The sequence below is a fragment of the Rhizobium etli CFN 42 genome, from assembly GCF_000092045.1.
In the GTDB taxonomy this organism is placed as follows: domain Bacteria; phylum Pseudomonadota; class Alphaproteobacteria; order Rhizobiales; family Rhizobiaceae; genus Rhizobium; species Rhizobium etli.
This window is the reverse complement of the sequence record NC_007761.1, coordinates 715,932-737,925: the sequence shown is the minus strand read 5'-3', so window position 1 is coordinate 737,925 and position 21,994 is coordinate 715,932. Positions and strand designations below refer to the sequence as shown.

18 protein-coding genes are annotated in these 21,994 nt (G+C 61.9%); 8 read left to right on the top strand and 10 right to left on the bottom strand.

All coding sequences use genetic code 11. From position 1 onward, the window contains the following. The first annotated feature begins 57 nt into the window (after positions 1-57). Both aceA and RHE_RS03600 read left to right on the top strand, forming a co-directional pair. On the top strand, positions 58-1,347 hold the full coding sequence (gene aceA / locus RHE_RS03605) for an isocitrate lyase (RefSeq protein WP_011424075.1): 1,290 nt from the start codon (positions 58-60) through the stop codon (positions 1,345-1,347). A 21-nt stretch (positions 1,348-1,368) separates the two neighbouring features. Beyond that, on the top strand, positions 1,369-1,605 hold the full coding sequence (locus RHE_RS03600; RefSeq protein ID WP_004673767.1) for an SMc00767 family acetate metabolism repressor: 237 nt from the start codon (positions 1,369-1,371) through the stop codon (positions 1,603-1,605). Between the two features lie 86 nt (positions 1,606-1,691). On the opposite strand, the gene RHE_RS03595 is transcribed toward RHE_RS03600, so the two are convergent. Continuing rightward, entirely contained in the window at positions 1,692-2,561 is an 870-nt protein-coding gene (locus tag RHE_RS03595) for a LysR family transcriptional regulator (protein WP_042117916.1), read from the bottom strand. 87 nt (positions 2,562-2,648) lie between these two features. Between RHE_RS03595 and RHE_RS03590 the strand changes: the two genes are divergently transcribed. Next, the gene (locus RHE_RS03590) at positions 2,649-2,903 is read left to right on the top strand and encodes a hypothetical protein (RefSeq protein ID WP_042119165.1); all 255 of its coding nucleotides are present in this window, start codon (positions 2,649-2,651) and stop codon (positions 2,901-2,903) included. On the opposite strand, the gene RHE_RS03585 is transcribed toward RHE_RS03590, so the two are convergent. From RHE_RS03585 to RHE_RS03575, 4 genes are all read right to left on the bottom strand, one after another. Continuing rightward, positions 2,876-4,723: a methyl-accepting chemotaxis protein gene (locus RHE_RS03585; RefSeq protein ID WP_011424073.1), complete on the bottom strand. Its 1,848-nt coding sequence runs from the start codon at positions 4,721-4,723 to the stop codon at positions 2,876-2,878. The genes RHE_RS03590 and RHE_RS03585 overlap by 28 nt on opposite strands. A 201-nt stretch (positions 4,724-4,924) precedes the next feature. After that, positions 4,925-7,456 carry a methyl-accepting chemotaxis protein gene (locus RHE_RS03580; protein WP_011424072.1) on the bottom strand — a complete coding sequence of 844 codons (2,532 nt, stop codon included), beginning with the start codon at positions 7,454-7,456 and terminating at the stop codon, positions 4,925-4,927. A gap of 313 nt (positions 7,457-7,769) precedes the next feature. Then, positions 7,770-7,913, bottom strand: a complete 144-nt coding sequence (locus RHE_RS33385; protein ID WP_020920413.1) for a hypothetical protein — start codon at positions 7,911-7,913, stop codon at positions 7,770-7,772. 145 nt (positions 7,914-8,058) lie between these two features. Beyond that, a complete protein-coding gene (locus RHE_RS03575; RefSeq protein WP_011424071.1) occupies positions 8,059-9,240 on the bottom strand; it encodes a BaiN/RdsA family NAD(P)/FAD-dependent oxidoreductase in 1,182 nt (393 codons plus the stop codon). A 125-nt stretch (positions 9,241-9,365) separates the two neighbouring features. Here RHE_RS03575 and RHE_RS03570 point away from each other — a divergent pair, with 125 nt between their 5' ends. From RHE_RS03570 to edd, 5 genes are all read left to right on the top strand, one after another. Continuing rightward, on the top strand, positions 9,366-10,802 hold the full coding sequence (locus RHE_RS03570) for a glutamine synthetase family protein (protein ID WP_011424070.1): 1,437 nt from the start codon (positions 9,366-9,368) through the stop codon (positions 10,800-10,802). Between the two features lie 8 nt (positions 10,803-10,810). Beyond that, positions 10,811-12,106 (top strand): NAD(P)/FAD-dependent oxidoreductase, encoded by a 1,296-nt coding sequence (locus RHE_RS03565; RefSeq protein WP_042117909.1) that lies wholly within the window; start codon positions 10,811-10,813, stop codon positions 12,104-12,106. A gap of 134 nt (positions 12,107-12,240) precedes the next feature. Further along, positions 12,241-13,716 (top strand): glucose-6-phosphate dehydrogenase, encoded by a 1,476-nt coding sequence (gene zwf, locus RHE_RS03560; RefSeq protein WP_011424068.1) that lies wholly within the window; start codon positions 12,241-12,243, stop codon positions 13,714-13,716. A 10-nt stretch (positions 13,717-13,726) separates the two neighbouring features. After that, complete coding sequence (gene pgl, locus RHE_RS03555; protein WP_011424067.1) at positions 13,727-14,425, top strand: 6-phosphogluconolactonase; 699 nt, start codon at positions 13,727-13,729, stop codon at positions 14,423-14,425. Positions 14,426-14,504: 79 nt separating this feature from the next. Further along, complete coding sequence (gene edd, locus RHE_RS03550) at positions 14,505-16,325, top strand: phosphogluconate dehydratase (protein WP_011424066.1); 1,821 nt, start codon at positions 14,505-14,507, stop codon at positions 16,323-16,325. Between the two features lie 83 nt (positions 16,326-16,408). Here the strand turns inward: edd and RHE_RS03545 are convergent, their stop codons facing one another. The 5 genes from RHE_RS03545 to RHE_RS03525 all read right to left on the bottom strand — a co-directional run bounded on the left by RHE_RS03545 (position 16,409) and on the right by RHE_RS03525 (position 21,913). Further along, positions 16,409-16,762 carry a hypothetical protein gene (locus RHE_RS03545; protein ID WP_020920408.1) on the bottom strand — a complete coding sequence of 118 codons (354 nt, stop codon included), beginning with the start codon at positions 16,760-16,762 and terminating at the stop codon, positions 16,409-16,411. Positions 16,763-16,937: 175 nt separating this feature from the next. Further along, positions 16,938-18,026: an ABC transporter ATP-binding protein gene (locus tag RHE_RS03540; protein WP_011424064.1), complete on the bottom strand. Its 1,089-nt coding sequence runs from the start codon at positions 18,024-18,026 to the stop codon at positions 16,938-16,940. 21 nt (positions 18,027-18,047) lie between these two features. After that, entirely contained in the window at positions 18,048-19,700 is a 1,653-nt protein-coding gene (bglA, locus tag RHE_RS03535) for a beta-galactosidase BglA (protein ID WP_011424063.1), read from the bottom strand. Between the two features lie 34 nt (positions 19,701-19,734). Beyond that, entirely contained in the window at positions 19,735-20,898 is a 1,164-nt protein-coding gene (locus RHE_RS03530) for a carbohydrate ABC transporter permease (RefSeq protein WP_011424062.1), read from the bottom strand. Position 20,899: 1 nt separating this feature from the next. Beyond that, a complete protein-coding gene (locus RHE_RS03525; RefSeq protein WP_011424061.1) occupies positions 20,900-21,913 on the bottom strand; it encodes a carbohydrate ABC transporter permease in 1,014 nt (337 codons plus the stop codon). Positions 21,914-21,994 lie beyond the last annotated feature (81 nt).

Here is a 21,994-nt window from a genome sequence, read left to right as displayed (position 1 = left end):
ATGTTGTCAATCTTGTCATCAACACCCCTGATATCGGTTTTTAGTGAGGAGATCAGCATGACCGATTTTTACAAGCTTGTTCCCAATGCACCGGCGGGCCGCTTCGACGGCATCGAAAGGCCCTATTCGGCCGCCGACGTGCAGCGGCTCAGAGGCTCGGTGGCGCTGACCCACACGCTGGCCGAAATGGGGGCGGATCGGTTGTGGCGGCTGCTGCACCAGGAGGACTTCGTCAATGCGCTCGGCGCGCTCTCCGGCAACCAGGCCATGCAGATGGTTCGCGCCGGGCTGAAGGCGATCTACCTCTCCGGCTGGCAGGTGGCGGCCGACGCCAATACGGCATCGGCGATGTATCCCGACCAGTCGCTTTATCCCGCCAATGCCGGGCCGGAGCTAGCCAAACGCATCAACCGCACGCTGCAGCGCGCCGATCAGGTCGAGACATCGGAAGGAAACGGGCTTTCCGTCGAGACCTGGTTCGCGCCGATCGTCGCCGATGCGGAAGCCGGTTTCGGTGGGCCGCTCAACGCCTTCGAGATCATGAAGGCCTATATCGAGGCGGGTGCGGCGGGCGTCCATTTCGAGGACCAGCTCGCCTCGGAAAAGAAATGCGGCCATCTCGGCGGCAAGGTGCTGATCCCGACGGCCGCCCATATCCGCAACCTCGACGCCGCACGGCTTGCCGCCGACGTCATGGGCGTGGCGACGCTGGTGATCGCCCGCACCGACGCGGAAGCGGCAAAGCTCTTGACCTCCGACATCGACGAGCGCGACCAGCCCTTCGTCGATTACGATGCCGGGCGAACGGTCGAAGGCTTCTACCAGGTCAGGAACGGCATCGAGCCGTGCATCGCCCGGGCCGTCGCCTATGCGCCGCATTGCGATCTCATCTGGTGCGAGACTTCCAAACCGGATCTCGAGCAGGCGCGCCGCTTTGCCGAGGGCGTGCACAATATCCATCCCGGCAAGCTGCTCGCCTATAATTGCTCGCCTTCGTTCAATTGGAAGAAGAACCTCGAGGAGGCGACGATCGCCAGGTTCCAGCGCGAACTCGGGGCGATGGGCTACAAGTTCCAGTTCATCACGCTCGCCGGCTTCCACCAGCTGAACTACGGCATGTACGAACTGGCGCGCGGCTATCGGCAGCGGCAGATGTCGGCCTATTCCGAGCTGCAGGAGGCGGAATTCGCCGCGGAGGACTACGGCTATACCGCGACCAAACATCAGCGCGAGGTAGGCACCGGCTATTTCGACGCCGTGTCGCTCGCCATCACCGGCGGCCGGTCGTCGACCACCGCCATGCACGATTCAACCGAACATGCGCAGTTCAAACCGGCTGCGGAATAAGGCGAAGAGGAGGACAAGACCATGGCATCCATTTCACGCGTCCGGGAACGGGCCGAAGAGCAGACGACCAGCATGAGCGAGGATCAGCAGACGACGATCCGCATGCTCGCCAACGACCTGCACCGGCTGAACCAGTCGGTCATGAAAGCCGTCGAGGCCGGCGTTTCGGTCGAACTGGTGCGCTCGGCCCGTCATCACGGCGGCGACGGCAACTGGGGCGACCTGCTCATTCCGGTCGTCGTCACCAACCGGCATTGACAAGCATAGCCTGGCGACCTCGGGTCGCCGCCCTTCATCGAAACGCCCGCGTGTCTCGGAGATGCGCGGGCGCTTCATCGTAAACTTCAACCGCGGCTCGGGCGCTTGCCGGCGAAGAGATCGGCATAGCTTCGGATGAGCTTGGTCATGCGGTCGGCGACCGTGCGGATCTCCGGACGATGGCGATCCTCGGCATTCATGACGATCCATTGGCGGTGACGCAGTTCCGGCAGTTCGCCGCCCTGGCGCTGCAATTCCGGATGAAGATCGCCGACGAAACAAGGAAGCACGGTCTTGCCGGCGCCGGCGCGCACCAGGTCCGGCAGCGAACGCGGCCGGTTGACGGTGGCGACGATGTTAGCAGCGGCATGGGCGTGCGGCCAGCGCAGATAGGCTGATATCGCCTCCTCCTCGCCGACGGCAATCCAGCGCTCGTCGGTCTCGGCGGCGTTGCGCCTGGCATAGACAGCATAGGCCACCTCCCCGAGCAGGCGTGCGGCCAGATTGGCCTCCTCCGGCTCGAAGGCACGAATGCCAATATCGCTCTCACGATAGGCAAGGCTCGCCCGCGCCTCGCCAATGGAGAGCGCAATGGCGAAGCCATCGCCCGGCATGCGGATCGCGGCGAAATTTTCGGTCAGCAGCCAGGCGAGCCAGGTGCCGGTGGTGATCCTGACGGTCGTGCCGCCCTCACCGGATTGCCGCCAGGCCTCCACCTTGCGGGCGGCGGCTTCCATCTCCTGAAGATGGTCGAGCAGCGCCTGGCCATCCTGCGTCAGCCGGTAACCGGTCTGGCTGCGCGAAAACAGGGCGCGGCCGACATCCTGTTCGAGATCGAGCATGCGCCGGCCGACCGTCGCGGGACTGAGCCCGCTGGCAGCACTCGCTCCGGTCAAGCCGCCGAGCCGGGCGACCTGCAGGAAAAGCTGGTAGGAATCCCAATTCGCGTTTTTCATTGATGAAAAACATAGCGGGATTTTCTCTGTTTATGAAGAGAATTTTGACGCCTAAATGAAGTGATGTCTAACAGAAAGGACATCGCCATGTTCGACATGATCACCATCGCCGGCGTCCACGGATATCGGCGTTACAGCAAGCCAAGCGGCTCCAAGGCGGATGAAGAGCGGTTCTATGCCGAGTTCGGAGACAGCAGCATCGTCCGCTTCGCGGCCTGGGTTACCTCGCTCGACCTGACGTTAAGGCGTCTTGCATCGAACGGAAGACGCCGCAATGTTGCGGCGCAATCCTGCGGCCGCCACGGCCGGGTTCCTCAGGCGACTTTCCTTGCGCCGAGGTGAGCGACCGCCGGTTCTGCGCCGAGGCGGAAACGCTCGATGAGCGCCATCAACGTGTCGGCTTCGCCGGCGAGCAGGCGGCTTGCCTGCGTCGTCTCGGCAACCATCGAGGCGTTCTTCTGGGTCATCTGGTCCATGGCGTTTACCGAACCGTTGACCTCCTGCAGCGCCGCCGACTGGTCGCGGCTGGCGGTGGCGATGGTTTCGACATGGCCGCTGATCGCAATGATTTCCTGGCTGATGGAGGCAAGTACGCTGCCGGTCCTCTGGACCAGCTCGGAGCCAGCCGTCACTTCCCGGCTGGATGTTTCGATCAGCGACTTGATCTCGCGCGCCGCATCGGCCGAACGCTGGGCAAGCTCGCGGACCTCCTGGGCGACGACGGCAAAGCCCTTGCCGGCCTCGCCCGCCCGTGCCGCCTCGATACCGGCGTTGAGCGCCAGAAGATTGGTCTGGAAGGCGATATCGTCGATCACCTCGATGATGTGTTCGATCCGCTGCGAGGCCCCTTCGATGCGCTGCATGGCAGCGACGGCATCGCCGACGACGGTCCCGGAATTGTCGGCCGTCTTCTTGGTCGCGGCGACGACATTGTTGGCTTCACGGGCGCGCTCGGCGGAAGAACGAACCGTGACGGTGATCTCTTCGACCGCAGCGGCGGTTTCCTCGAGATTTGCCGCCTGCGCCTCGGTTCGCTTGGAAAGCTCATCGGCAGAGGCGGACACGGCGCCGCTGTTGCGCTGGATCGTCGAGGCGCTGTCGCGGATGCCGGAGAGCGTATCCTGGAGCCGCAGCAGCGATGCGTTGAAATCGACGCGCAGCTGCTCCAGTCGGCCGACGAAGGGTGTGCCGATCGTTTGCGAGACATCACCCTGGGACAGGCGCCCAAGGCCGGCGGCAAGCTGGTTGACGGCGAAGTCGATCTGGCTGTCGAGCGAGCGCTTGTCGGCATCGTTGCGGGCGCGCTCGGCGTCGCTGAGGGCCCGCTGTTCGGCAGCCTCGGTTTCCAGGTCGCGCCGGGCGCGAGCGCTGTCGCGGAAGAGCGAGAGGGCGCGGCCGATCTCACCGAACTCATTCTTCTTCTCGAGACAGGGGATCGCCCCATCGAGATCGCCCGAAGAGATCGAATGGACGCTTGCGGTCAGCGCCTGCAAAGGCTTTACCGATAGGCGGATCGTACAGAAGGCGAGAACGCCGACGAGCAGCATGACGACGGCGCCAATGCCGAGAACCAGGATCAGCAATTCGTTCATGCGCTGATAATAGAACTCCATCGGAATGCCGATGAAGAGAATGCCGACATTGGCGTTCGATGCGTTCTTGATCGGGAAATAACCGGTCATGAACTTGCGGCCGAACAGCTCGGCCGGGCCAAAATAGGCCTCGCCCCGGGCAAGAACCGACTGGGCCGGGTGCTCGGCTGCAAGCTTGGTGCCGACGGCGCGATCGCCGTTTTCCTTCTTGACGTTGGTGGATATGCGGACGTAGTCGCTGCCCTGCTTCTGGAAGATGGTCGCAACGCCGGAAATCGACTGCGCCGTGCGGTCGACCAGCGAATGATCGGCAAGGGCCGGAATGGCCTCTTCGGTGACGGCGGAAAGCTGGTTGTCCTTGACTTCGACCTTCGCAGACTGATCGGCTGCGCCGTAGAGGACAGCCATGGCGCGGGCGGCGTCCCGAGCGTCGGAGACGGCACCATCCATCACATGGCGGCTCAGATTGTAATAGGTCACGCCGACAATAGCCGCTGTGCTGATCGCCAGCAGAAACAGCGTGATCGCGACGATCTGGCGGACGATGGATGCAGAGAAAAGGCGCGGCATCAAAACCCCCGGCGGCACAACGAGGGCTAAATTAGAGGAAAAGCGTTAAGGAAAATTTTCCGTAAATCTGGATCGGCCTGATATTCAGCCGCCCCGTTTTCGGACATTCCGTTGACCTGCCGAGGCGGCTGATCGGGGCCTGCCAACATGCAAACGGCCCCGGAAACCGGGACCGTCGAAAGAATGGAAATCGAGCCTTGATCAGGCGGCGCGGTAGACGCGCGCTTCACCCACCCCGCCGTCAATCTTGAACTGCTGGATGAGGCGGCGCAGTGCATCGGCCTCGTCGGCCAGTTCGCGGCTGGCGGCAGTGGTCTCCTCGACCATGGCGGCGTTCTTCTGCGTCATCTGGTCCATCTGATTGACCGTCGAGTTGACGCTCTGCAGTGCGTTGGACTGATCGTGGCTGGCGCGGGCGATCATCTCGACATGCTGGCTGATCGTGACGATCTGCGCGCTGATCTTGGCGAGCACCGTGCCGGTCTCCTGCACGAATTGCGAGCCGGAGCTGACCTCATTGGTCGATTTGTTGATCAGACCCTTGATCTCCTGAGCCGCGGCGGCGGAGCGCTGGGCAAGTTCACGGACTTCCATGGCGACGACCGCAAAGCCCTTGCCGGCTTCGCCGGCGCGGGCCGCCTCGATGCCGGCGTTGAGCGCCAGCAAATTGGTCTGGAAGGCAATCTCATCGATGACGCCGATAATCTGTTCGATCTGGCGCGAGGCTTCCTCGATGCGGCCCATGGCGTCAATCGCATTGCTGACGACGACGGCGGAATCGTCGGCGCTGCGCTTGGCCTGGCGCACGATCTGGTCGGCATCCTTGGCGCGTTCGGCCGACGAGCGGACCGTGACGGTGATCTGATCGACGGCAGCCGCGGTCTCTTCAAGCGAAGCGGCCTGTTGTTCCGTGCGCTTGGAGAGATCCTCGGCCGACTGGGCCATCTGGTTGCCATTGCCCTGGATCAGTTCCACATTGTCGCGGATCTGGCTCATCGTCGCCTGCAGGCGCAGCATCGAACCGTTGAAATCTTGACGCAGCTGTTCGAGACGGCCGATAAAAGGCGTTTCGATCGTCGTCGAGATATCGCCCTGCGACATGCGTTCAAGGCCGGCGGCGAGTGCATTGACCGCGAATTCGATCTGACGGTCCATTTCGCGCTTTTCGGCATCGTTGCGCTGGCGCTCGTGTTCGGCGGCAGCGCGCTCCTCGTCGCTCTGTTCCTCGATGCGGATCTTCGAGATCGCATTTTCCTTGAAGATGCCGAGCGCCCGTGCCATGTCGCCGATTTCATCGTGGCGCTGCTCGCCCGATATGCTGGTATCCAGGGCGCCTTCGGCGATGCGGCGCATGGCGCCGGTGATCTGACTGATCGGCCGCTGCAGCGTCAGCACCAGGGCGATGCCGCCGAGGATCGACAGAAGGATGCCGAGGCCGGTGGTCATGACGGAGATGCTGTTTGCCTGGGTGCGCTCGGTGCCAGCCGTCTGCTTCTGCAGTTCGGCGAAATCGGTGAGCTTCTTCCAGATCCCATCGAGTTCCTGTCGCGCCGCGGCATAGGCGGTCACGCGCTCGCCGATCGTATCGACAATCTTCGAACCGCCGCCGGAGATGGCGTCGAGCGCCGGCTTGATCGCGTCCGATATGCCTTCGGCAAAGCCCATACCCTTGGCGCTGGTGGTCAGCACCTCCATGTCCTTGCCGAGCGTGCCGGTCTGCTGCTGCAGACGGACGAGATTTTCCTTGCTTGAATTGGAGAGGAAATCGGAAAGGACGATCTGCAGTGCATAGACGGAATTTTCGAGACGCCGCGTATCCTGAAGGACCGAATTGGTCTGCGCGATGCGGCCTTCGAGTTCGGCGAAGCGCTGCGTCGCCTCACGCATTTTCTGCGTCGCGGTCAGCTGCGTATAGGTCGAGGTCTGGCGGAAGCGGGACACGAGACGACCGAGCTCGGTGATGTTTTCCTCCGTCGGGCTGGGCATCTCAGCGATCGTTTTGATGCTGTCGATGGTCGCAGCCAGCGAATCGATGACATTCTTCTGGTTGGTGGGGACCGAAATGGCGATCAGCCGCTGGGATTTGGTGATCTCCGGCAGCTGTTCCTTGATGTAGGCGATCTTTTCCTCAGGCGTCTGCGGCTTGCTGTAACCGCTGGCGACGCTGCCGAGGAAATCGCCGCCCTTCAGCAGGCGGTCGGCCGTACGCAGCGTGATGGTTGCGGCGCCTTCGTCGCGTTGAAGCGCGGTCTGCAGTTCATCGGCCTGATAGGAGACCGTGAAGCGGGTGCTGATTAGGCTCTTCTGCGCCGCGTCGATCTGCTCGTGCAGCTTCTGCTCCTGCTCGTGTAGCCCCCAGAGCTTGTCGACGACGCTCGAAATATCCTTGGTGCGGCGCGATGCCTCGGCAAGACTGTCGCGGCCGGCGGCCTCTTCTCCGACCTGATCCAGCGTCTGGTCGAGCACGCCCTGCTGGGTCTTCAGATCCGACAGCAGCTTGTCGCGCGCCTCGGGGCTGGTGACGCGCAGGAAATCGTCCATCGAACCGTAGAGATCCTTGAACCCGCTCAGCGACTGCAACACGCTGTTGGATATTTCCATGCGGCCCTGGAGAAGCCCGGATGCGTAAAGGCCGGTCAAGCCCACCGCCGAAATGGTGACGACAAAGGGCAGAACGAAGATCAGAACCTTGGTCTTGATCCTGAAACGGGAAAGAATCTTGTCAATCAACATGGCGTTCCGGGCCTTTCATACACTACTCCTCCCGCGGGCAGCCATAAGGCGCGCCAGCCGAGTGCACATCGAACTATTCTATTTCCATCGGGGGACCTGGAGGCCAGGCGGCAGTCATTGCCGGTTCATGTCCAAGCAGAGTTGGAAACGCCCAAATAATCGCGGGCAATAGTGTCAGATTAGATATTAATTTTCAGATAAGCGGTAATGGTGACGTAAGCCAAGGCGGTGAAACAATTGCAAATTATGCGCCGCGCGGCCGCAGTGGCGCGATCGGGAGCCGGCAGGTTTGCTTTCAGACGCGCGGGCCGGGTCAGATGAGGTGGGCGAGCAGCAGCGCCAGGCTGGCGGCGGTCGCGCCGGCTGCGAGCATCATGTATCGCAGGGTGGCGATGCGGGCATCGGGTTTTGCCTGGGCGATTGCAATGGCGCGGGCGCGTCGTGCGTTTCTGTTCATGCTCGAAACCTCACTCTTATGACACAACAGTCCAACAAAAAGGCCTGCCGGTAAAGCTTAATTTGGGAAAAGCTCTGTGAGCCGGCAATTGAGACAGGATGGCGCACCCCTCTTAAGAAGTCTTGAATCGTTATACCGGATATTTCTATGCGCATTCGCCGGCGGCAAAGCCGGAAGCCCAGGCCCATTGGAAATTATAGCCGCCGAGCCAGCCGGTGACGTCGACGCATTCCCCGACGAAATAAAGACCGGGAACGGTCTTTGTTTCCATGCTGCGGGAATCGAGCGCCGCCGTGTCGATGCCGCCGAGCGTCACCTCGGCAGTGCGGTAGCCTTCCGAACCGGACGGTTTGATGATCCAGTTCTGGGCGCCGGCGGCCAGCCGCTGCAGCGCCTTGTCGGGCAGATCGGCCATATTGCCGGCGATCTTTTCGCGCTCGACGAGAAACTGCGCCAGCCGCTTCGGCAGGATCTCGCCGAGAGCCGTCTGGGCCGACTGGCGGCCATTCAGCTGCTTTGCCGTCTTCAAATGCGCTGATATGTCGATATCCGGTTCAACCACGACGACGATTTCATTCCCCTCCCGCCAGTAGGAGGAAATCTGCAGGATGGCGGGGCCGCTTAAGCCCCGATGGGTGAACAGCAGCGCTTCGCGGAAAGCGGTGCGGCCATGGCGGATTTCGGCGGGGGCCGAAATGCCGGCCAGCGGCGCAATGCTTGCGAGCAGGCCGGGATCGAGCGTCAGCGGCACGAGACCCGGGCGGGTTTCGAGCACGGCCAGGCCGAACTGCTCGGCAAGGCGGTAGGCAAAGCCGGTGGCGCCCATCTTCGGGATCGATTTGCCGCCGGTTGCAACGATCAGTGAGGATGCCTCATAGAAGCCCTCCCCCGTGGAGACGTGGAAGCCTGTCTCGCTCCTTTCGACGCCTGATATTTCGGTGCCGAGATGCAGGCCCGCGCCGACCGCGCGCATCTCGTCCAGCAGCATGCGGATGATGTCCTTGGCGCTATCGTCGCAGAAAAGCTGGCCGAGCGTCTTTTCATGCCAGGCAATGCCGTGCCGGTCGACCATGGCGATGAAATCGGCGGGCGTGAAACGGGCGAGCGCCGACTTGCAGAAATGCGGATTGGCAGACAGGAAACTCTTCGGTTCGGCATGGATATTGGTGAAATTGCAGCGACCGCCGCCCGATATGCGGATCTTCTCGCCAGGCGCCTTCGCATGGTCGATGACCACGACCGAGCGGCCGCGTTTGCCCGCGCGAATGGCCGCCATCATGCCGGCGGCTCCGGCGCCGATGACGATGACGTCGCTTTTGTGCTGCAAACCCTTTTCCCCGATCCAACCGGCGTCTTCTTTTCCATCGAAGGGCGAAAGTCAACGTTCTCGACCTCTCGCCAATTGGCAAACTCCGGCTATGATGGCGCCACGATCAACCAGACCGGTGTGTCATGTCCCCAAAAAAGACGACGCTGAAGCCTGCCAGAAACGTACCCGCCTCGACCAAAACACCTCCGGACCCCGGATCCCTGCGCGGCGTTGCGAACTGGAAGGAAGCGGCGCAGTGGCTGAGGGCCAGGGGCATCGAAGACATCGAATGCATTACGCCGGACCTTGCCGGCGTTCCGCGCGGCAAGATGATGCCGAGCTCGAAATTCACCTCCAACACCTCGCTAGCCCTGCCTTCGGCGATCTACCGGCATACGATTTCGGGCGAATATCCCGAGGAGACGGAAAGCTTCCGTTACGAGCCCCGCGATAGCGACCTGAAACTGATGCCCGATCTTTCGACGCTGTCCGTCGTGCCCTGGGAGACCGACCCGACGGCGCAGGTGATCTGCGACATCGTCGATTCGGACGGCGGCGAAGTGCCCTATACGCCGCGCAACGTCTTGAAGCGGATCATGAGCCTCTATCACGACCGCGGCTGGAAGCCGATCGTGGCGCCGGAGATCGAGTTCTATCTGGTCGCCAAGAATGACGACCCCGACTATCCGCTGCATCCGCCGAAAGGCCGGTCCGGCCGCTCCATCCTCGGCGGCCAGGGCTATTCGATCGCCGGCATCAACGAATTCGACGAACTGATCGATGACATCTACCATTTTTCCGAAAAGCAGGGGCTGGAGATCGATACGCTGATCCACGAGGAAGGGCCGGCGCAGCTCGAGATCAACCTGCGCCACGGCAATCCGATCGAGCTTGCCGACCAAGTGTTCCTGTTCAAGCGCACGATCCGGGAAGCGGCGCTGAAACACGACATTTACGCGACCTTCATGGCCAAGCCGATGCAGGGACAGCCGGGCTCGGCGATGCACATCCACCAGTCGGTGGTCAATGTCGAGACCGGCAGAAATGTCTTCTCCAATGCGGACGGATCGGCGTCGAAGGAATTCTTCCACTTCATCGGCGGCATGCAGAAATTCGTGCCGAGCGCGATGGCGATGCTTGCCCCTTACGTGAATTCCTACCGGCGCCTGCAGCCCGACATGTCCTGCCCGGTCAACAACGCCTGGGGCTACGACAACCGGACCACCGCCTTCCGCGTCCCGGTTTCCGATCCGCAGGCGCGGCGGGTGGAAAACCGGCTGCCGAGTTCGGATGCCAATCCCTATCTGGCGCTTGCCGCCTCGCTCGCCTCCGGCCTGCTCGGCATCATGAAGGAGATCGAGCCGACGGCGCCGACAGAGGATTCAGCCAATGAGGGCTCGATCGACCTGCCACGCGGCCTCTTGGAAGCCGTGGCGCTGATGGAGGACGAGCCCGCCTTCGAAGAGGTGTTCGGCAAGCAGTTCATCGGCCTTTACGCCGGTGTCAAGCGCGGCGAATTCGAGACCTTCATGCAGGTGATCAGTCCCTGGGAGCGGGAGTTTCTTCTGCTGAACGTGTGAGCGATATCATGGCATCGCAGGAGATGTGGCGGAGCCCGATTGCGCCCGGGCTATCCTGGTATCAGGCAAGTGTCGGGGAGCGGCCGACCTACGCCGCTCTCGACGGTTCGAGGACATGCGACGTCGTCATTGTCGGCGGCGGCTATACCGGCCTGCAGGCCGCCTACAACCTCGCCAAGTCAGGCGTTTCGGTGGTGCTGATCGAGGCCTGGCGATTCGGAGACGGAGCGTCCGGACGCAATGGCGGCCAGCTCGGCACCGGCCAGCGATGGTGGCCGGAAGAACTTGAGGAAAAGATCGGCTACGAACGCTCGAAAGCCCTGTTCGATGTTGCCGAGGCGGCCAAGCGCCATCTTCTCGATTTCGCCCGGGAACATCAGATCGAGATCGATTATGTGCCCGGTCAGCTCAACGTCGCGCATAAGGCAAGCTACGAACGCGACTATCGTCAGAATGCCGAAATCGCCGCTGAGCGCTACGGCTATCCGCATTTGAGCTTCATGGACAGCAAGGAAACGCAGGAGCGGCTCGGCTCGAAGCGTTTCCACTGCGGCGTTCGAGATCTCGGCACCGGCCATATTCATCCGCTGAAGCTGCTCGTCGGGCTGGCGCGGGTGGCCTCCAACGCCGGCGCTTCCATCTTCGAGATGACCCCGGCAAAGGCGATCCACCAAAGCGGCGGCAAGGTGACGATTGAAACCGAAAAGGGCACGATCACCGCCGACCGGGCACTGATCGCCTGCAACGGCCATATCGGCAATCTGGAGCCGGTGACGGCAAGCCATGTCATGCCGATCCGCTCCTTCATCGGCGCCACCGTTCCGCTCGGCGGCTATCCCGATGTGCTGCCGGGCGGCGAGGCCGTCGCCGATTCGCGCTTCGTCGTGCGCTATTTCCGTAAATTCGAAGGCCGTCTGCTATTCGGCGGACGCGAGGCCTATACGGCCGACAATCCGCGAGACATTTCGCAGCATATCCGCCGGCAGATCAGAGAAATCTATCCCGACCTGAAAGACATCGAGATCACCCATGCCTGGGGCGGCAGCGTCGGCATCACCATGCCGCGCCAGCTTTTCGTGCGCGAGGTGATGCCTGGCGTCACTTCGATCGGCGGTTATTCCGGCCATGGCGTCATGCTGTCAAACTACTGTGGCAAGCTCTATGCGGAAACGGTGCTTGGCAAATCCGGCGATCTCGATCTGTTCAAATCGCTCGAAATTCCTGCCTTTCCCGGCGGGGCCCGGATGCGGGCGCCGCTGCTTTTCCTAGCCTTGTCGTGGTTTGCGCTTCGCGACAAGTTTTAGTCCGATTGCGGATTTCCTCTCATTGAAATTCGCTCTAAAACCGGTGCCTGACAGATTCATTGCACTGCACACTGGCTTTTTTAAATCGATTAGATTAAAAGGGCCGCCAACCAGCCTGATTGAGAGACAAGCTCATGAGCAGCCAGATCATTCCCGTTGAGCCTTTTGATTATGTCGTCTTCGGCGGCAGCGGCGACCTTGCCGAGCGGAAGCTTTTGCCTGCGCTCTACCATCGCCAGATCGAGGGTCAGTTTACGGAACCGACCCGTATCATCGGCGCCTCGCGCAGCCCGCTTTCGCATGAGGAATATCGCAAGTTCGCCAAGGACGCGCTCAATGAGCATCTGAAGAAAGGCGAATACGACGACGCGGAAGTCGAGAAGTTCTGTGCCCGCCTTTACTACGTGTCAGTCGACGCCCGCACGGATGCGGGCTGGGACCAGCTGAAGAAACTGCTCGACGAAAGCAAGGACCGGGTGCGCGCCTTCTATCTGGCGGTAGCACCCGGTATCTTCGGCGACATTTCGCAAAAGATCCACGATCACAAGCTGATCACCAGGTCGACCCGCATCGTCGTCGAAAAGCCGATCGGCCGCGACCTCGCCTCGGCGCTGCAGCTCAACGACACGATCGGCCGCGCCTTCAAGGAAGAGCAAATCTTCCGCATCGACCACTATCTCGGCAAGGAGACAGTGCAGAACCTGATGGCGCTGCGTTTTGCCAATGCGCTTTACGAGCCGCTGTGGAACGCCAACTATATTGATCATGTGCAGATCACCGTGGCGGAATCTGTCGGCCTCGAAGGTCGCGCCGGCTATTACGATACGGCCGGCGCGTTGCGCGACATGGTGCAGAACCACATTCTGCAACTGCTCTGCCTGACGGCGATGGAAGTGCCCTCGTCGATGGATTCGGAAGCCGTTCGCGACGAGAAGCTGAAAGTTCTGCGCGCGCTGAAGCCGCTCGATGCCTCCAATGTCGAGCAGGCGACGGTGCGCGGCCAGTATCGCGCCGGCGCTTCGGGCAGCGGCCCGGTCAAGGGCTATCTCGAAGAGCTGGAAGGCGGCGTCTCGAACACCGAGACTTTCGTCGCCATCAAGGCCGAGATCAATAACTGGCGCTGGGCAGGCGTTCCCTTCTATATCAGAACCGGCAAGCGCCTGACCGGACGCATGTCCGAGATCGTCATCACCTTCAAGCCGATCCCGCATGCGATCTTCGACCAGGCGGCCGGACGCATCGTCGCCAACCAGCTGATCATCCGCCTGCAGCCGGATGAGGGCGTCAAGCAGTCGCTGATGATCAAGGATCCGGGTCCGGGCGGTATGCGGCTGCGCAATGTCTCGCTCGACATGAGCTTCGCCCAGGCCTTCAATGTCCGCAATCCCGACGCCTACGAGCGTCTGCTGATGGACGTGATCCGCTCCAACCAGACATTGTTCATGCGCCGAGACGAGGTCGAAGCGGCATGGAAATGGGTCGACCCGATCCTGAAGGGTTGGGAAACGACCGGCCAGCAGGTGCAGGGCTATACGGCCGGCACCTGGGGCCCGAGCCAGGCCATCGCGCTGATCGAGCGCGACGGCCGCACCTGGCATGACGACATCTAGGACGACATCGATGGCATCGACCCTGCATTCCTTCGCCAGTGCCGCTGACCTCGCCGGCAGCCTCGCCGACACCGTCGCCGATAGGCTTTCGGCAGCAATAGCCGCCCGCGGCGCCGCCTCCATCGCCGTTTCCGGCGGCTCGACGCCAAAGGCCTTCTTCCAGGCGCTTTCGACGCGCGACATCGCCTGGGACAAGGTGACGATCACGCTGGTTGACGAACGCTTCGTGCCGGCCGACAATACCCGCTCGAACCATCTGCTGGTCGATGCCAATCTCTTGCAGGGCAAGGCAAAGGCGGCGCGGTTCGTGCCGCTTTACCAGCCGGCAGCCTCGGTCGAGGAGGCCGCAAGGCTGGCAACGAAAAAGAGCGCCGAGATCGGCATTCCCTTCGACGTCGTCATCCTCGGCATGGGCGGCGACGGCCACACGGCCTCGTTCTTTCCCGGCGGCAGCAATCTTGCCGAGGCGCTTGATGCGTCGACGCCGCGCGGCGTCATCACCATGGAGGCAGAAGGAGCCGGCGAGCCGCGCCTGACTTTCACCTTCTCCAGTCTTCAGGATGCCGGACTGCTGGTTCTCCATATCGAGGGCGAAGGCAAAAAAGACGTTCTCGCCAAGGCGGAAGGCAGCGGTGACGAGGCAGAAATGCCCATCCGCGCCGTTCTGCGCCGGGCCACTTCCCCGGTCGAGATCTACTGGGCTCCCTGATCGGCCCCAGACCCGGATCCGGATATCAGGCCGGAGCCGCCGAAAGAGATAGAGACAACGAACAAGGCAGGGATTTTCCATGTCCGCTCATGCACGCATTTCTGCGATCACGGATCGCATCGTCGAACGCTCGAAGCCGACCCGCGAGCGCTACTTGGAACGGCTGCGCGCCGCGGCTTCCAAGGGCGTGCAGCGTTCGGTGCTCGGCTGCGCCAACCTCGCCCACGGCTTCGCCATCTGTTCCCCCGCCGAAAAGGACGCGCTCGCCGGCGACCGCGTTCCCAATCTGGGCATCATCACCGCCTATAACGACATGCTCTCGGCCCACCAGCCGTTCGAGACCTATCCGTCGATCATCCGTGAGGCGGCCGCCGAGGCAGGCGGTGTCGCCCAGGTGGCCGGCGGCGTGCCCGCCATGTGCGACGGCGTCACCCAGGGGCAGCCGGGCATGGAGCTCTCGCTCTTCTCGCGTGACCTGATCGCCATGGCCGCAGGCGTCGGCCTGTCGCACAATATGTTCGATGCCGCTCTCTTCCTCGGCGTCTGCGACAAGATCGTCCCGGGCCTCGTCATCGCCGCACTTTCCTTCGGACATCTTCCGTCGATCTTCGTTCCCGCCGGGCCGATGACGACAGGCCTGCCGAACGACGAGAAGTCGCGCGTGCGCCAGCTGTTCGCCGAAGGCAAGGTCGGGCGCGCCGAGCTCCTGGAGGCAGAATCGAAATCCTATCACGGCCCCGGCACCTGCACCTTCTACGGCACGGCCAACTCCAACCAGATGCTGATGGAGATCATGGGATTCCACATGCCGGGCTCCTCCTTCATCAATCCCGGCACGCCGTTGCGCGAAGCGCTGACGCGCGAAGCCGCCAAGCGGGCGCTCGCGATCACCGCGCTCGGCAACGAATTCACGCCGGCCGGCGAGATGATCGACGAGCGCTCGGTCGTCAACGGCGTCGTCGGCCTGCATGCGACCGGCGGTTCGACCAACCACACGCTGCACCTCGTCGCCATGGCGCGGGCAGCCGGCATTCAGCTCACCTGGCAGGACATTGCCGAGCTTTCGGAAATCGTGCCGCTGCTTGCGCGCGTCTATCCGAACGGTCTTGCCGACGTAAACCATTTCCAGGCGGCGGGCGGCATGGGCTTCCTCATCAAGGAACTCCTGAAGCACGGCCTGGTGCATGACGACGTTCGCACCGTCTTCGGCCAAGGCCTTGCAGCCTACACGGTCGACGCCCGGCTCGGCGAAAACCGCACGGTGCTGCGTGAACCGTCGCCGGATAAGAGCCACGATCCGAAGGTGCTTTCCAACATCGAGACGCCTTTCCAGGCGAATGGCGGGCTGAAAATGCTGCGCGGCAATCTCGGCAAGGCGGTCATCAAGATCTCCGCCGTCAAACCGGAGCGCCACATCATCGAGGCGCCGGCAATCGTCTTCCACAGCCAGCAGGAACTGCAGGACGCTTTCAAGGAAGGCAAGCTCAACCGCGATTTTGTCGCCGTCGTGCGGTTCCAGGGCCCGAAGGCCAACGGCATGCCGGAGTTGCACAAGCTGACGCCGCCGCTCGGCGTGCTGCAGGATCGCGGCTTCCGTGTGGCGCTCCTGACCGACGGGCGCATGTCCGGCGCATCCGGCAAAGTGCCGGCGGCGATCCACGTCACCCCCGAAGCCGTCGATGGCGGCCCGATCGCCCGCATCAAAAACGGCGACATCATTCGCCTGGACGCGATCAAGGGCACGCTCGAAGTGCTCGTCGATGCCGCCGACATGGCCGAGCGCGAGCCGGTGACCGTCGATCTCTCCGACAATGAGTTCGGCATGGGCCGCGAGCTCTTCGCGCCGTTCCGCCGCGCCGTCGGCGCTTCGGACCAGGGGGCGAGCGTTCTTTTCCACTGAACGCAACCATCGTAAATAAGCAAAAACCCGCGGAGCGCGCGAAGCGTCCCGCGGGTTTGCTATTGGCAGTCCCGATCTATCCGTCAGGCGCGGATATCGAGGACGTAATCCTTGTGCGCCGGGTGCGTGCTGTAGACGAAGATCTTGTTCAGCTCCTTCTGCGTCAGCAGGCGCAGGAAGCGGACTTCGATCGTATTGTTGGCGTTGACCTTCATCAGCAGGCAGCCGACCTTGGTGATGCGGGCATCCGGAATGTCCAGATAGAACTGCTTCGGCAGGCTGAACTGAGTCAGAATCGCGAGCGTCGCGCTGCTCATCGAGATCCGCACGATGTCGCAGCGGCGCGAGGCCGCGTGCATGACGCCCTTTTCCGTATATTCGATGCGCGCGGCGTTCATTGTGTCCTCCATCTTGAACCGCGCCTCGCGGTCATACATGAAGGATTCTTCCTTGCTCAGGAAATGAGATCTTGGCTGTGACGGATTGGAAGCGGCCACCTGCTTGTCCCCCTCATAAATTGATGAGGAAAAGGTAGCAGCCGATCTTTAACAGAAAGTGATAATCCGGTCCGCCAAGTATAATTCTCGGGATTATTACCCAAAAATGGCCGCCTCATTTCCGGTAGGTATGGCCGCTTGCATCAAACAGATGCAACTTCTGCCTGTCGGCGGCAAAGCGCATCCTCTGGCCCTTATGGACATCGTAAATGCCCGGCAGCTTGACGACGATCGGCTCGCCGGGCACCAGGCCCTCGATGTAAAGCAGCGTCACTTCGCCGAGTGCTTCGACGATCGACACTTCGCCCTCGAAGACATAGTCGGCGCCGTCGGCGATCCTCAGATCCTCCGGACGAACGCCGAAGCTCGCCTGCTTGCCCTTCTCGGAGGCATCGGTCGCCACATCGAGCGTCACCGACATGCCGCCGGTCAGCGTCACGGTCGTCTGGCTGCCGGTTTGCGCGATCGTCGCGGGAATGATGTTCATGGCGGGCGAGCCGATGAATTTCGCGACGAAGAGGTTGGCGGGGCGCTCATAGAGCTCCAGTGGCGCACCGACCTGCTCGATATTGCCGGCCGACAGGACGACGATGCGGTCGGCAAGTGTCATCGCCTCGACCTGGTCGTGGGTGACGTAGATCATCGTCGTATCGGCCATCTGCTCGTTGAGACGGGCAATTTCGATACGCGTGGCGACGCGCAGCGCTGCATCGAGGTTGGACAGCGGCTCATCGAACAGGAAGACCTTGGGATCGCGGCAGATGGCGCGGCCGATCGCCACGCGCTGGCGCTGGCCACCCGACAGCGCCTTCGGCAGACGGTCGAGATATTTCGTCAGCTGCAGGCTTTCGGCCGCCGCCCGCACGCGGCGGTCGATCTCCTGCTTGCTTTCGCCGGCGATCTTCATGCCGAAGGCCATGTTGTCGTAGACGGTCATATGGGGATAGAGCGCGTAGGACTGGAAGACCATGGCAATGCCGCGCTTCGACGGCGGCACGTCGTTGACGAGCTGGCCGTCGATATACATCTCGCCGCCGGTAATCGCCTCGAGACCTGCGATCATGCGCAGAAGCGTGGACTTGCCGCAGCCGGACGGACCGACGAAGACGATAAATTCGCCTTGTTTGATATCGAGGTCGATACCGTGGAGAACGTCCACGGAACCGTAGGATTTGCGGATATCCTTCAGCGTCAGTCCAGTCATTTCTCACTCCCCTCCTGATCCTTAGGCGAGACGGGCGAAATACGCCCCCCAGGCCGGAATATCGATCTTGTCGCCATAGTTGTTGCTGGTAAATCCATGGCCCGTCAATGCTTGCCATTCTCCCGCAGGCAGAGTGACGCTGGTTTCGGCCGGGCTCATGTTGAAAATGCAGAGCAGCTTCTCGTCGCTATATTCTCGGGTAAAGACCAGGGTATCGCCCTCAGTCTCCTCGAATTCGATCTCGCCCTTGGCAAAGGCCGGGTGCAGCTTGCGGAAGGCGATGAAGCGTCGATAGTGCTCGAGCACGGAAGTCTCGTCGCCCTGCTGGACGTTGACGGCGCGCAGAATATGTTCGACCGGCACCGGCAGCCACGGCTTGACCGTGGAAAAGCCACCCTGGGCGACGTGGCTGTCCCAGACCATCGGCGTGCGGCAGCCGTCACGGCCCTTGAACTCCGGCCAGAACTGAATGCCGTAAGGGTCCTGCAGATCCTGATAGGCGAGATCGGCCTCCGTCAAAGCCAGTTCCTCACCCTGGTAAAGGCAGACGGAACCGCGCAGCGTCATCAGCAGCGAAGCATAGAGCTTGGCGAAGGCGTCATGATCGGCGACCAGTCCGCCCCAGCGGCTGACGTGACGCATGACGTCGTGATTGGAGAAGGCCCAGCAGGCCCAGCCGTCGGGAGCGGCCGCTTCGAAATCCTCCATCACCTCCTCGACGCGCTCCGGCGTCAACGGATCGGGCGCCAGGAACTCGAAGGCGTAACACATATGCATCTTGTCATTGCCGGAGGTATATTCGCCGACGATTTCCAGGCCGCGCTGGCTGTCCCCCACCTCGCCGACGGCGGCGATTGCCGGGAACTCTTCGAGCACGGCGCGGAAGCGCTTCAGGAAGGCAAGGTTCTCCGGCCGGTTCTTGTCGTAGATATGCTCCTGGAAATTATAGGGATTGACCGCCGGAGCCGTCGAGGCGTTGCGGCGCTCGGGAGCGAGTGCGGGATTGTCGCGCAAGAGCGGGTCGTGGAAATAGAAATTGATGGTGTCGAGGCGGAAGCCGTCGACCCCGCGATTGAGCCAGAAGCGCACGACATCAAGCAGGCGGTCCTGCACTTCCGGGTTATGCAGGTTCATATCCGGCTGCGAGGTCAGAAAATTGTGCAGGTAATATTGCATGCGCGTCGGATCCCACGCCCATGCGGAGCCGCCGAAGATCGACAGCCAGTTGTTCGGCGGCGAGCCATCGGGTTTGGCGTCGGCCCAGACATACCAATCGGCCTTGGCATTGGTCTTGCTGGAACGGCTCTGGACGAACCAGGGGTGCTGGTCCGAGCTGTGGGAGATGACGAGGTCGATCATCACACGGATGCCGAGGCGATGGGCCTCCGCAATCATGGTATCGAAATCCACCAAGGTGCCGAAGATCGAATCGACATTCTCGTAATCGGAAACGTCGTAACCGAAATCGCGCATTGGCGAGGTGAAGAAGGGTGAGATCCAGATCGCATCGACGCCGAGGCTTGCCACATGCGGCAGGCGGGCGGTGATGCCCTTCAGGTCGCCGATGCCGTCGCCGTTCGAATCCTGGTAGGAGCGCGGATAGATCTGATAGATCACCGCGCCGCGCCACCAGTCCTTGTCGGCGGTCAAGATCGATTGGGAAGCCACGTTCATGAGATATCCTGTCTGAAGTCACGTTTGGGAATGGTCAGCCGCCCTTGACCGAACCCGCCAGCAGACCACGCACCAGATAACGCTGCAGTCCGAAGAAAACGAGCAGCGGCACGACGATAGTGACGAAGGCCGACGCCGTCAAAATCTCCCAATTGCCGCCGCGCGAGCCGAGCAGCGCGTTCAGCCTGCCGGTCAGCACGAGGTGATCCTGGTCGGTGCCGAGGAAGACCATGGCGACGAGCAGGTCGTTCCATACCCACAGGAACTGGAAGATGGCAAAGGAAGCGAGTGCCGGGAAGGACAAGGGCAAAACGATACGAACGAAGATCTCGAAGTCACTTGCGCCGTCGACGCGGGCGGATTCGATGATCTCCTTCGGCAGGCCGGCAATATAGGCCCGCAGGAGAAAGATGGCGAGCGGCATGCCGAAGGCGGTGTGCGCAAACCAGATGCCGGGATAGGTCTTCGACGGCTGGCCGAGCATATTGCCGATCTCGTTGTAGAGGCGAAGCAGCGGAATCAGCGACATCTGCAGCGGCACGACGATGAGGCCGACGACGAGCGCAATCAGCAGCGCGCGACCGGGAAACTCCATCCAGCTCAAGGCATAGGCGGCAAAAGCGGCAATCAGGATCGGGATGATCGTCGCCGGGATCGTCACCGTCAGCGAATTGATGAAGGACTGGCCGATGCCTTCGCCGGTCAGAACCGTCTTGTAGTTCTGCAGCGTGAATTCCGGCGGCGCCGAGACGGACGCGTAGATGCGCCGCGGCCGCTCGTCAGGCGAAAAGGCCGTGTTCTTCATGTAGCGGTAGCTGCCGTCGCTGTTGATCTGCAGGCTTTCGCCGTCGCCGAGATCGGCGGTCTCGCCGGCTTCGAAAGCGGCCGGCTGCTGCACGCGGTTGCCGAACGCCTTGACCGAGCGGCCGGTCTGCCCTTCCAGCACATTGCCTGTGATGACGTAGTTGGCGCCTTCCTGCTTTTGCTGGTCGGGCGTGCCCAGGCGGACGGCGACCGTCTGTGTCGAGCCGACAAAGGCCGTCCACCAGCCGGAGACGACGATCTGGTCCTTGTCGCGCAGGGCGCTGACAAAGATGCCGAGCGTCGGGATGAGCCAGATGATGACGATCAGCAGAACGGCAAGGTGAACGAAGAGACGGGCGGGGCCGATCTTGAAGTAATTTCCGACAGCGGTCATCTCAATGGCCCTTCAGTTCGCGGTTGGCGCGGCGCACGTTCCAGATCATGATCGGCGTGACGGCGAGCATGATGATGATGGCGATGACAGCGCTTCGGCCGGAATCGCCACCACCGCGGAACATCCAGTCGAACATCAGATTTGCCAGCACCATCGTCTGCCACTGGCCGTTGGTCATGGTCAGCACGATGTCGAAGACCTTGAGGACGAGGATGGTGATCGTCGTCCAGACGACGGCGATGGTGCCCCAGACCTGCGGCACCATGATGCGCCAGAAGATCTGCCAGCCATTGGCGCCATCGATAACGGCGGCCTCGATCGTCTCCTCGGGAATACCGCGTAGCGCTGCCGACAGGATGACCATGGCGAAACCGGTCTGGATCCAGATCAGGATAACCATCAGGAAGAAATTGTTCCAGAAGGGAACCGAGATCCAGACTTCCGGCGTGCCGCCGAACAGCTGGACGATGGCGTTCAGCAGGCCGATCTGGACGTCGTTACCGCCGCGATATTCATAGATGAATTTCCAGATGACCGAGGCGCCGACGAACGAGATCGCCATCGGCATGAAGACGATGCTCTTGGCAATATTGCCCCACCAGATGCGGTCAGTCATGACAGCGATGACCAGGCCGAAGAAGGTGCAGGCGGCCGGCACGACGGCGAGCCAGAGGATGTTGTTGAAGATCGATTGGCGGAATTCGCGGTCGCCGATCGCCCATTTATAATTGGCGAGGCCGACGAACTGCAGACCGCTGCGGTCGTAGAAGGAAAGGATGAAGGTCGCAACGACGGGATAGACGAGGTAGACGAAGAGCAGGAAGAGCGCCGGGCCGAGAAACAGCCAGGGCCGGATGACCGCACGGCGGTTGAGGTTGCGCGATGCGGCGCGCACGTCGCCATCGCTCACCGGCAGAGCCAAATCCAGGATCTTGTTCGAAAAATAGAAATAGGCCGAGCACGCGAAAACGGCGACGACCACGACGCCTAAAGCGGACACTATCTGCGACAGCATTACGTCCCTCCCCTGCTTCCCCTGATCTTATTCCGACCGGTTTTATTCTGACGGGTCAGCGCCGGTCACCGTCAATCGGTT

Excerpts from the sequence above, each read along its gene's own strand:
- aceA (WP_011424075.1), top strand. The coding sequence starts at position 58 with ATGACCGATTTTTACAAGCTTGTTCCCAATGCACCGGCGGGCCGCTTC.
- RHE_RS03600 (WP_004673767.1), top strand. The coding sequence starts at position 1,369 with ATGGCATCCATTTCACGCGTCCGGGAACGGGCCGAAGAGCAGACGACC.
- RHE_RS03595 (WP_042117916.1), bottom strand. The coding sequence starts at position 2,561 with ATGAAAAACGCGAATTGGGATTCCTACCAGCTTTTCCTGCAGGTCGCC.
- RHE_RS03590 (WP_042119165.1), top strand. The coding sequence starts at position 2,649 with ATGTTCGACATGATCACCATCGCCGGCGTCCACGGATATCGGCGTTAC.
- RHE_RS03585 (WP_011424073.1), bottom strand. The coding sequence starts at position 4,723 with ATGCCGCGCCTTTTCTCTGCATCCATCGTCCGCCAGATCGTCGCGATC.
- RHE_RS03580 (WP_011424072.1), bottom strand. The coding sequence starts at position 7,456 with ATGTTGATTGACAAGATTCTTTCCCGTTTCAGGATCAAGACCAAGGTT.
- RHE_RS33385 (WP_020920413.1), bottom strand. The coding sequence starts at position 7,913 with ATGAACAGAAACGCACGACGCGCCCGCGCCATTGCAATCGCCCAGGCA.
- RHE_RS03570 (WP_011424070.1), top strand. The coding sequence starts at position 9,366 with ATGTCCCCAAAAAAGACGACGCTGAAGCCTGCCAGAAACGTACCCGCC.
- RHE_RS03565 (WP_042117909.1), top strand. The coding sequence starts at position 10,811 with ATGGCATCGCAGGAGATGTGGCGGAGCCCGATTGCGCCCGGGCTATCC.
- zwf (WP_011424068.1), top strand. The coding sequence starts at position 12,241 with ATGAGCAGCCAGATCATTCCCGTTGAGCCTTTTGATTATGTCGTCTTC.
- pgl (WP_011424067.1), top strand. The coding sequence starts at position 13,727 with ATGGCATCGACCCTGCATTCCTTCGCCAGTGCCGCTGACCTCGCCGGC.
- edd (WP_011424066.1), top strand. The coding sequence starts at position 14,505 with ATGTCCGCTCATGCACGCATTTCTGCGATCACGGATCGCATCGTCGAA.
- RHE_RS03545 (WP_020920408.1), bottom strand. The coding sequence starts at position 16,762 with ATGTATGACCGCGAGGCGCGGTTCAAGATGGAGGACACAATGAACGCC.
- RHE_RS03540 (WP_011424064.1), bottom strand. The coding sequence starts at position 18,026 with ATGACTGGACTGACGCTGAAGGATATCCGCAAATCCTACGGTTCCGTG.
- bglA (WP_011424063.1), bottom strand. The coding sequence starts at position 19,700 with ATGAACGTGGCTTCCCAATCGATCTTGACCGCCGACAAGGACTGGTGG.
- RHE_RS03530 (WP_011424062.1), bottom strand. The coding sequence starts at position 20,898 with ATGACCGCTGTCGGAAATTACTTCAAGATCGGCCCCGCCCGTCTCTTC.
- RHE_RS03525 (WP_011424061.1), bottom strand. The coding sequence starts at position 21,913 with ATGCTGTCGCAGATAGTGTCCGCTTTAGGCGTCGTGGTCGTCGCCGTT.